This is a genomic window from Dysgonomonas sp. Marseille-Q5470, assembly GCF_951230145.1.
GTDB lineage: Bacteria > Bacteroidota > Bacteroidia > Bacteroidales > Dysgonomonadaceae > Dysgonomonas.
The window spans coordinates 84,759-95,581 of record NZ_CATNVE010000004.1 but is presented as its reverse complement, the minus strand read 5'-3'; the positions used below and the strand labels follow the sequence as shown (position 1 = coordinate 95,581).

At 39.4% G+C, this 10,823-nt stretch carries 4 protein-coding genes; 1 reads left to right on the top strand and 3 read right to left on the bottom strand.

The features are described from left to right. Positions 1–8: 8 nt before the first annotated feature. On the bottom strand, positions 9–1,241 hold the full coding sequence (locus QOX35_RS08960) for a glycoside hydrolase family 99 protein (RefSeq protein ID WP_283686779.1): 1,233 nt from the start codon (positions 1,239–1,241) through the stop codon (positions 9–11). 410 nt (positions 1,242–1,651) lie between these two features. Between QOX35_RS08960 and QOX35_RS08955 the strand changes: the two genes are divergently transcribed. Continuing rightward, a complete protein-coding gene (locus tag QOX35_RS08955; RefSeq protein ID WP_283686634.1) occupies positions 1,652–4,183 on the top strand; it encodes a Kelch repeat-containing protein in 2,532 nt (843 codons plus the stop codon). A 77-nt stretch (positions 4,184–4,260) separates the two neighbouring features. Here the strand turns inward: QOX35_RS08955 and QOX35_RS08950 are convergent, their stop codons facing one another. Together QOX35_RS08950 and QOX35_RS08945 are read right to left on the bottom strand one after the other, a co-directional pair. Beyond that, on the bottom strand, positions 4,261–5,130 hold the full coding sequence (locus tag QOX35_RS08950) for an outer membrane beta-barrel protein (RefSeq protein ID WP_283686633.1): 870 nt from the start codon (positions 5,128–5,130) through the stop codon (positions 4,261–4,263). 9 nt (positions 5,131–5,139) lie between these two features. Then, complete coding sequence (locus QOX35_RS08945) at positions 5,140–10,701, bottom strand: discoidin domain-containing protein (RefSeq protein ID WP_283686632.1); 5,562 nt, start codon at positions 10,699–10,701, stop codon at positions 5,140–5,142. Positions 10,702–10,823 lie beyond the last annotated feature (122 nt).

The following is a 10,823-nucleotide window of genomic DNA, read 5'->3' as shown; positions in this document are numbered from 1 at the left end:
AATATTAATTATTCTCTTTTCGGCATTTTGATACTCAATGGTTTTTCTTTACGCATCATTTTTGTTGCTTCTCCTGTAAGCCACAAATAGTGGTCGGATGGCATACCGTCCATACCTACAAACTTGGCTATATCACTTACCGGAGGATTGTCGCTGCATTTAAATATGGCTGTGCCTTCGTTTACCTCATCAAACATAGCTACATAAAGCATACTAGCCCCTGCATTAATAGCCGTGGATATCTGTTGCCAGTAAAAACGCCCGCCCTGACGCGGTATCGACCCGGAGGGTTTAATATCATCAGGGAACTCGAACCTACTGAGATTATGCCAGCTAAAACCCGGTGTAACACAAGGCACATAATCTATTTTGTTTTGTCTGCACCACTCTATATCTCCGATTATTAAGTCACGATAGCGATCCATATCATTGTGCAATAGAGGAGAAAAACGCTGTACAGTCCACGGAAGAACAATATCTGCCTTGCGTATAATTGTATGCAAGTAAGGATCGGGAAGGCAGTCTGCATTGAGTTCGCGCCAGAAGGTAGGAACTCCAAGCATTACACTACAGCCTCCATATTCAGGATCATTTTTGAGAAAATCGATAAAACGATCAATACCGATATCACGAGTATTATAAGGCCTGTCGGGAAATCCGATACCCCATATCGCAACAAGCGGCTTACCATTAAAAAACAAGTATGTTTTATTTCCTTTCTGGTTTGTCACCTTTATAGAGTCAACCAAGTATTTCCAGTCTTCTATGAGGCTTGAGCAGTCTTCTCCCGACTTGCTGAGTCCCGAAAGATCGTACATGATAGCGATAGCACGCTGATACTTAGACGCTGCGTCAAATGCATTCTTGATAACTGCCGTTTGACCGCCTTGCCGTGCTTTAGCCTGAGCAGCACTGAAGAAGCGTTGCATAAAAACACCATCAACTCCATACTCCTGCATCCATTTGAAATGCAGATCAACTGTACTCTTATCTGTAGAACTGAAAAAGCGTGCAGTAGACCCATCGGCTAGTTTAAGCCCCGTGGGATATGTTTTCTCGTATTCTCGCACATCGGGCCACATGTCTATGCGTACTTGTTTTTCGTCGGGATACATAACTCCATCCGCTGGAGCCCGAAACCACCCTTGGTACCCAGCCATGATCATTCCTTTGTAGCTGGGATATGCTGTTGTTGGCGCATGCTTTCGCCCTTGCGCCAATATTCTACCCGAGGGCAGCATTAATATTATTGCGGCAAGCACAAAAAAGATTCCTTTAAAATTCATTTGGTATTTTATTTAATTAATTGTTTCGTCTTTCTTTGCGATATCACTTAGCTACGACAATTCGTTAGGCGAATACATCTCCCCAATCAAGAGAAGAGATGAAGGCATATTTCATGATATTTTTTACTTTACTACAAAAAAAAAGGGAGATACTTAAATTTACATAAACACGCCTATTAATTAAGAATTAAAATTCAGTTAAAATGCTCTTTAAAGATAAAAGCTATAAAAACTCCCGTATTCCTTTATTTTTTAAATCACTTATTATAAAGTTCTCATAACTTATCATGAAAAAAATCATTAATTTTGTATGTTACTTATTGGTTGTATTGTTCACACAAAGACCTTTTTAAATAAAAGCTTCCATGAAATACACACTCGCCCTATTTCTCCTGTTATTCAATATTGTCGAACCCTGCATATCAGATAATTCTGAGTACGGATTAAGATTTAAATCGTACGAGGTATTAGCAGCAGATCGGACAGGATTGCTTTTGGAAAACGGAAACTATATCGACATCAAAGACGAATTGACTCTGGAGTTTGATTTGAAATATGAGAATACATCTATATTATATGGCTCCACTGTAAAAATAATCAGTGAATCGAAATCCTCAGTAACTCTCGGATTTAGTTCGGGCAATAGTGGAAATTTTCCAATCATGGTAATTAATGATGAAATTATCCCCATACTAACAGATCTCAAACTAAACGAATGGTTTCACGTAGCAATAACGATATCAAACAAAGATCAATCACTAAAAATAAAGTATAAAGATTTTTCCAAAACTTTGACATTAAAGAAAGGAGATTGGAAGGAAGCCATTATCTGTTTCGGGAAGTCAAACCTTACAGGTTTTTCAACAGAAGAAGTTCCGCCGATGATCATAAAGGATATTAAGCTATCGCATGGAGATAAATTATTCAGGCATTGGATTCTAAAGCAGCACAATAAGACCGAATGCTATGATGATCTGAAACAAGCCCAAGCCACAGTAATGAGCCCCGACTGGATAATAGACTCTTACGCCAACTGGACCAAGCATTTTTCATTATCTACAAATAATAAAACATATATACAGTATGCATTCGATGCAGGAAGAGGTATTATATATTTTATTCCTGACAATAAACAGATTATTTCTTACAATGTAATCACCAACCAGCAAGATACTATATATGTAAAATCTGGAAGGCCTGCAAATATAAATACGAATCATGTTGTTTTTAACCCTAAAAAGAATGAACTGATTTCGTATAATCTGGAGGAAAAGTTTATATCTGTTTTTTCTTTCGAAAATAAAACATGGAGCAGCAACCGTGCACCTGCTTTAGAGCCGTCGTATTGGCATCACACGTCCGCTTTGTGGAATTCAAATTCCTCAATAATTACATTCGGCGGCTATGGGTTCTATCGATATAAAAACGATTTGACCGTGATCAATCCCGCCACCAATGAATGGAATACCCAACAACTAAATGTAATTTCCCCTCGCTATTCGTCGGCATCGGCAATCGTTGGCGATACATTGTACATTTATGGAGGAGAAGGAAACCAAAGCGGAAAACAGGAATTGACTTCTATCATTACCGCCGACCTTTATGCTATCGACCTGAAAACAATGAAAGTATCTCTATGCTGGGAATATAATAATTCTAATCATTTTCTGCCATGTGGAAATATGATCTATAACAAGGAAGAGGATTCATTTTTGGTTATATCAAAAGCTCTTGGAAAACAAATATTGCTAAAGGTGGCCAGAAAAAAACCTGTAATTGAAGAATTGGCCTATATAGACTCTTTGGAATTGAATGCTGATTACAATTTTTCGACTCTGATGAAGCCCGAAAAAGAAAACAAACTGTACGCTCTATTCTGTAAAGATTACAAAAGAGGCAATTCGGAAATCGATCTGTATAGCATAGCATATCCGCCTATAGCATCTGGCCAAATATTGCAATCGGCTAAAACCTCCGAGTCAAATGAGTCTAAAACAATATATATTGCAGCAGCTTTCGCTGTGATATGCTTAGTCGCAGGATACACCATTTATAGAAGAAAGAGAAAGAAGAAAGAGAAATCTATTCATTCCGCTTTCTCATTAACGGATGATCTTACAGAAGATGAATCCCTGATAAATAACGATGAAATATATTACGATCGTTCTCGTCAGGCTATTTCCCTACTCGGTTTTTTCAACGTAAAAGACTCTGAGGGTAAAGACATTACAGATCTCTTCACTCCAACACTAAAAAGTCTGGTACTTGCTATAATCTTAAATAGTGAAAATGGTCCCGGCATAAACAGTAAAGTGATAGATAGCCTGATATGGCCCGACAAAGATGAAAAATCGGCAAGAAACAACAGAAATGTATCCATGAACCGACTCAATCAGGTGCTAGAAAAGATTGGGAATGTGCAAGTACAAAACAACAATAGCTTCTGGAAGATAGCCATTGAAGACAACTCTATTTGCGATTATCTTGAGGTACTTAAATACATGAGGCTACCTCAAAAGGCAATAATGGAAGATACAGATTCCGAGTCCAAGCTATTGGAACTATTAGGTTATGGACAGCTCTTACCTTTCACTCAAGAAGAATGGCTGGACTCTTATAAAGCCACATATTCAGATTTTGCAATCGACTTCTTATTGGGCATACTTCTGCGTGAAATTAATTCAGGAAAAGCCAACGCTATTCTTAAGGCATCCAACCTGATTTTCTTATTTGACACACTCAATGAGGAAGCTCTTTTTGCGAAATGCAGGGTGTATTACAAACAAGGTAAAAAAAGTCTCGCTAAAAGTACATATAACAGTTTTTGCAAAGAGTATGCAACGCTGTTAGGCGAAAAATATCAAGTATCTCTGGCTCAGATTATCAGCAGTAATTAGTGTAAGGATAGAAATACTATAAAGAAAAGGCTGCCTGAAAATTACTTCTCAGGCAGCCTCTTTTACATTTATGAACATTAATAAGCAAATGCTAACTTTAATTTCACCCCAATAGATATTGGATACATTTTTTCGGTAAGCGCTTTTGTACCCTCTGCTTTAAGATACTTTGATGCAGTTATACTATTTACTTCGAAATCGGATGGATGTTGCTTATTATACCCCAACAAAGAACCCTTTTCTTTGTTTTTCCGCACATCGTTAAGTCCGTAATCACAGTATACACCCGAGTAAAGAGCTAGCTTATCGGTAAGCCTCCATTTATTTCCAACCTCGGCAGATAACATAAAAGACAGCTTCATATCCAAATCAGCTTTCTTCTCTGCCCCTGCAAAATGACCTATACCATTTACTTCATTATCTTTATCGATAAGAAGATCAATGTCGGCATAATAAGCAGTAGTAGACAAATTGGAAAGAGTAGTTGTATATTTTCCACTGACCGGTATTCCTATTTTCCCTCCAACGGCAGCATAAAAACCTTTCGATACAGATTGTTGGAATTGAACCATAAGAGGTATATTCAGGAATATAGCATTCTGCTTCTCTTCAACCGAATGAATGGAATATGCAAATCGAAATTCATCGTTATTGGCATCTATAGCATTATACTCATCAGAGATATTATCCATAAGTCCTTTCGAGTTCATAAAAGATAATTCGAGCCCGGTATTCAACGCCCAGTTTTCTGAGAGAAAGTAATTGTAACCCACCCCAACAGAAGAACCAAACGCCAGCTTATTATCTCCTTCATTTATTTTATATTTCAATGAAGATATTCCTCCAGTTGCAGAGAAAAACACTTCATGTTTGTTATCCTGCGAGCGTATGGCAAAACTGGTAAGTAATGCCATAGCCAACAGAATTGTAATTTTCTTGATTTTCATATATTATACTTATTTTGCTATTATCTTAAACTCTTCTTCAAAGCCACTCTTTGTTCGAAGTTTTACTATAAATGTTCCTGCTTTGGATAGTGTAAACTGTGTTACTTTACCTACCACAGGAATTGATTTTTCTAAACTTCCCGCAATAGTGTATACTTGTAGTTTTGCCCCTTTCAACATATCCTCATCCAAATCTGTTTCCAAACTGATTACTTCTAAAGCATTTACCGGATTAGGATATACCTTTGTTGACGAACTCTTAAGGAGTGCACTTCCCTGGCAGGTAGAAAAGCTTTTCCCGTCTGCTGTCGTCATCCTTACAGAATACAAAGCAGCTTTATCGAGAATGTCGGTTTCTTTACCTCCGGCAGAATAATATTGTTTGTTGGTTCCAATCTTTTCTCCATTTCTAAACCATTGGTAATCTTTGAAAACGTAACCTCCATTTGTAGCCGCATTATTATTAACAGCTAAGATATTGTTCCACTTCTGTACTACTATACTATTGAAAGGAATTGGCACTTCTACTTTCAGCGTATAGCTTTTGCTTGCTATACCATCTGCGGCAGTTACTGTGATAACCTTCTCATACAAACCCGGCTTTTTCACATCCATAGAGAAAGACTTGCCTCCACTTACTGTGGCTCCGATAGCAGGAATAACGGCCACATCGATCTTATCCGCTGAAGAACCACAATCTAAAACATAAGTATTCTCAATATTCCAATCATCACCATTTACCTTCAGCGAGCTTATGTCGGTATCTGAATACATATCACTCAGGTTAGGAACAATATATTTATCCTTGTCTGCATCTAACTTGTAGTAGAAAGCAACACTAAAATTATATAATGGATAATGTTTTCCATCAATAACATTCCCTGAAGCATCCATTGGTTCTCCGCTTGTAGTAGGAGAATTGTTCCATGTTTTATGTTCGTAATTGAAGAATGCCTGATAGTCATCGCTATCGCGCAGATTCCCATGTCCTCGCAAGTTTCGCCCCGACAATGTAGCATCTACACCCGCATAAGTAACCTCGATAGCTCCATCCAGGTTATTGGCACAAGTAATAAGAACACAATCCTGTTCCGATCCGTCTATCACTACGTTCTGAATGCTTTGCTCTACATCGTTCAGATAAACGTTAAATCCATAATTAGGCATTTCTAACAAGGTTTTGGTATCAAGCACCAATGGCAGCTTCGGAGCAATGTATTTTATGCGCACTTGCTTTTGATTTCCTTCAACACGAGAAATTTCTATTGGTTGCAGTGGTGTAAAAGTTTCACCTAAAACCTTCGTTTTATATATCACCTTCCCTATCATTTCACCGTACCAACGGTAACCATTTGCATCCAAGTGCCCTCCAACGTCTGTCATCGGATAAATGGGTCCAACACATATAATATCACTATTTGCATTCGCAGCTTCCAGTTGTGCCATTCCTATTTCTAAGCTTCTACCTTTTGTATATTGAGCTCCTGCCTGATAGGTATAGAAAACCGGATTGTCAGCCTGCTGGTACTGTGCTTTAGCATCTGCTTGCATATTATTTTTTAGCGTCATAAGCAAATTCTTATATGTCGCTTTATCTCCCGATGCAGTTCCCTCGTGTCCATCAAGTCCTGTACCATACTCGTTGTAATAATTGAATTCTCCTTGCATGAATATGATAGCCGGACAAGAAATAGTACTGTTGGTTCTATGAACAATCGTTTTTGCTTTTTCCAGAGCTGTGATATAATTATTATATAATACTTCCGAGCCTTGGTATTCTTTCGAAAGCTCTTCTATATTCTTTCCACTTGTTCCACTCGATGTTGCCAAAATACGATTCTCTTTACCCGTAGCATCATGTATTAACGGAATTTGCTTACGTAAATGATTGACAGCACCGTGCAACGGACTCTCACCCAAAGCTGTACCATATTCAGTAGCTACTAAAGGGCTCAATGTGTTCAGTGCCTGATTTCCATAATTTATCCAGACTTGGCTTCCTATCATATAGTTTCCATCAAGATTATCGGTAGACAGCTTATCCGATTCATGCCCTGTAGACAAGCTTTGTCCGTACATGATGTAATGCTCATAGTTGTGAGAGTTGGAGATCGGAGTCGTTGCATTTGTGTTATATACCCTAAATTCATGTATCGACCAGTAACCACCCGGATTAGTTCCTGTCTGAACAATGCGGATATATCTGTACTTCTGCGACTCAAACTTTATAATAAAGCTATTCGGGCTGCCATTACCTGTATGTATAGGGCTTCCCCATGTTGTACCGTCATTAGAGACATATACTTCGTAAGAAACAGGAAAATCATTCGGACTTTTGGTACAGTCCAACACCAATTTATCAAACTCCTGTTCTTTTCTCATATCTACCATAAACCACTGTCCCGGAGCTTGAAGAGCTTCTGTATCCCATCGGGTTTCATCATTATAATCTATTGCATTCTGAGCCGCATTCGTATTATTCGATGCAGAAGCAATCCATCCTGTCATATCCAGAGGAACTTCCTCGGCTACTTCTTCAGACTTATAAACATAAAATTCGTGGATTGACCAGTACAAGTCTTTCGATCCGGTCTGGTTTATTTTTATATATCGTCCTTTTACTGTTTGGTCTAAGATAACAAACAACATGTTGCTATTCCCTTTTCCTGTAGCTACACTATTCCACGAAGCCCCATCGCTTGACACGAGAATCTCATAACCTACAGGATAATCTCCCGAGCTGGCTGAATAATCAAGAATAATAGCATCAATATCTTTTTCTTCGTTCATATCTACCAAGAACCATTGCCCCGGAGCTTGAACCGCTTCAGTATCCCATCGGGTAGCAGGATTGCCATCCAATGCGTTTCTTGCGCCATTTGTATTATTCGATGCAGAAGCCGACCAGCCTGTACGGTCGTAAACATTTTCGCCTGACAGCTTTGGAGAATGGGCAAGGTTATTTTTCCAAAGTTTCACATTGGCAGTATTAATTCCCGAAGAGTTTGTTATCGACGAAACGACTGACAATCCCGCTTCTCCTCCACCTATCAAAAGGTTGTTGACAGGCATAACAGATGAAGCCTGAAGGCTCAACTCTGAGCCGGAAGCTAATGATGCCAATCCTGTTTGTCCGGGGTGATGGAAATGTGCCGTTTGCATTTCTACCTTTCCTCCCGACAATGCAAGTCCTTTTGTTGGATTTCCCCAATAGTCAGAATTAAAGAAAGTAACCTTTCCTGTAAAGTTCGGGCTTGTTTCAATATATCGGCTATCGCTACCAAAAGCAACGATCTGGGTATTGATAAGATCAAAAGACTCGATTCCGCTTCCAACTACCTTGAATGCACTTATACTACCGTCTATGCCCAATCCTAAAGATGAGCCTTTGGCATTGTTATTCAGTATAAAACCATTATGCCCTCCAAAGATAAAGTCGTTATATAAGCGTAAGTTTTCACACGAACCTACCTCTAAAAACTGAAGATGATTTGTTCCATGCACGTAAGAAGCGTCGATGAGATTTCCTTCACTACTCGGATTAGGCGAATTTGGCCAGCTTCCCCATTTCGATTCGCCACCGTAGGCATAAGCGTTTACATTCACATGCACATTTTGTACAATCCCGTCTTTGGAGTTGCCACCGATCTTTACACCGGATGTAAACACATGTCCCATGACATAGTCTACAAAATGATTATCGCATTTGTAAGTAAACATATCGAGAAATTTATCTGTAGCCCTTACCCCTATATTTATAACATACGTATTAGCTCCTGTAGCCTGGATACAATAAGGATATGATGGCATATTAGGTAGTAAACGTGCATCCTGTTCGGGATAATTAAACGCCAGTGCACGAATACCGCTATTTGAAGACAACTTAATAAATGGAGTTCCGTTCGGATTGCCTTTGTCTGCATAAACTTCTATAATACTACCTTTGCCAAGTGGAGAAGAAGGTATATCAGACGCCCCTCTTAGTTCTACCCCCGAAGGAATTGTCAGGTGTCCCAAGACTTTATACTTACCCGGAGGAAGAAAAACAATCCCTCCGCCATCAGTTCCGGCCTGATTCAAGGCTGTTTGTATGGCATTCGTATTATCAGTTGTCCCGTTTCCTATAGCATTGTATGGTGCAGCCGCAGCATTGTAAAGCACTTCTCTCGATGGCTTTCTGCTCTGATCCTGTATTTTATCAAAGCTTGGTACTTGTGCCATAGAAACAGGTGTATGGTCTATTACATTTTCGAGAATAGATTTATTCTTGATATCAACCCCTTTCGAGAAACGATTTCCATTTAAAATAGACCTTGCAGCAATACCAATAGTTATCTGCGGCTTATCATTGTTGAAATCATTATTATTGGCAACAAGCGAACCTCCGCCGATGTTGATTGCACCTTTGCTTACTAACGACTGATTCAACAAAATTTTTGTACCCGATGATTTATCCACTGAAATAGCCTCGGAGGTAGCTTCAATCTGAGAAGCTTGTATCTGAAATACTCCGCCTGTATTCGGTCTGAAAGAAAATCCGGTTTCACAATTTTGTATTTTCAGATTAGAACACAAGAGACCTACATCATTCACCGCTTCGGCATAGACTGCTGTCTTACAATCCTTAAACGTCAAATCATAATAATGCCCGTTTGGAGTAAAACCTTCGCTGCCTGCCGACATCGAATAGCCCAATAGTATTCCTTTATTGTATTGTTCTATATGAACATACGTAGTATACGACCAGTCGTTCCTGCGCATTACTATTCCTGTCCCATGCTCGTATATCCAGTTGGCAAAAGCACTTCCGGCAGCAGGAGAGCCTGTCAGCCCTGATGAAGCCCAATAACTTGGTGAGAAATCGATATTCTCAATTCGCCCTACATCACCTATATTATCTATTTCTACACCTACCGAAAGCGGTGTTCCATACATTCCGTTTACAATAGGGCAGCCGCCTGTATTTGTTCTCGAATACATGAGCCCGATATATGAATTTACAAATGTCACGTTCTTTGCATTCGCAAAGTCATTACCCCAATAGCCGGGTTTTCCGAACAAAATAGATGGAGGATATGCAACTATATTATCGGGGTTCTGTTCGGGATACCAAATAGCGATATCCATAACAGCCGATGCAGATTCGAGAGTGAGCAAAGGCGAGCCATTCACATCGCCCCTACCGGCAAATCCCATAAGGATCGTACCACCTATCGGCTCTCCTTTCACAGGCTTTTTCCAATCGCCACGGAGAATAACTCCTTTAGGAATTATCAGTCCGCCATTGATTACATATTTGCCATCGGGCAGATAAAGAGCACCTCCACCCCATGTTGCTATGTCGTTTAAAGCTGTTTGCATCGCAGCTGTATTATCGGTGACTCCGTCGCCCACAATGCCCCTATCGGTAGCCGATAAGGCGGAAACAAAAGTTTCTAATTTAGGATACTGATCCGATCCCGAAGCCTTCCACGATTGTCCGTACAATGGACTATACACTCCAAGAATAAAGAGTATAATCCAAACAAGAGATTGTCTTGTAAACACTCTGTAATGTGAAGAATTTTCCATGATTGATAATGTTTTTGATAAAAAATTAGATTATATAGGTATATAAAGAGCGTGTAGACGGCTCTAACGGTTACGTTTCGAGCCGACCACTTTAATTGTTTACGACAATAAGCTCTTCAACA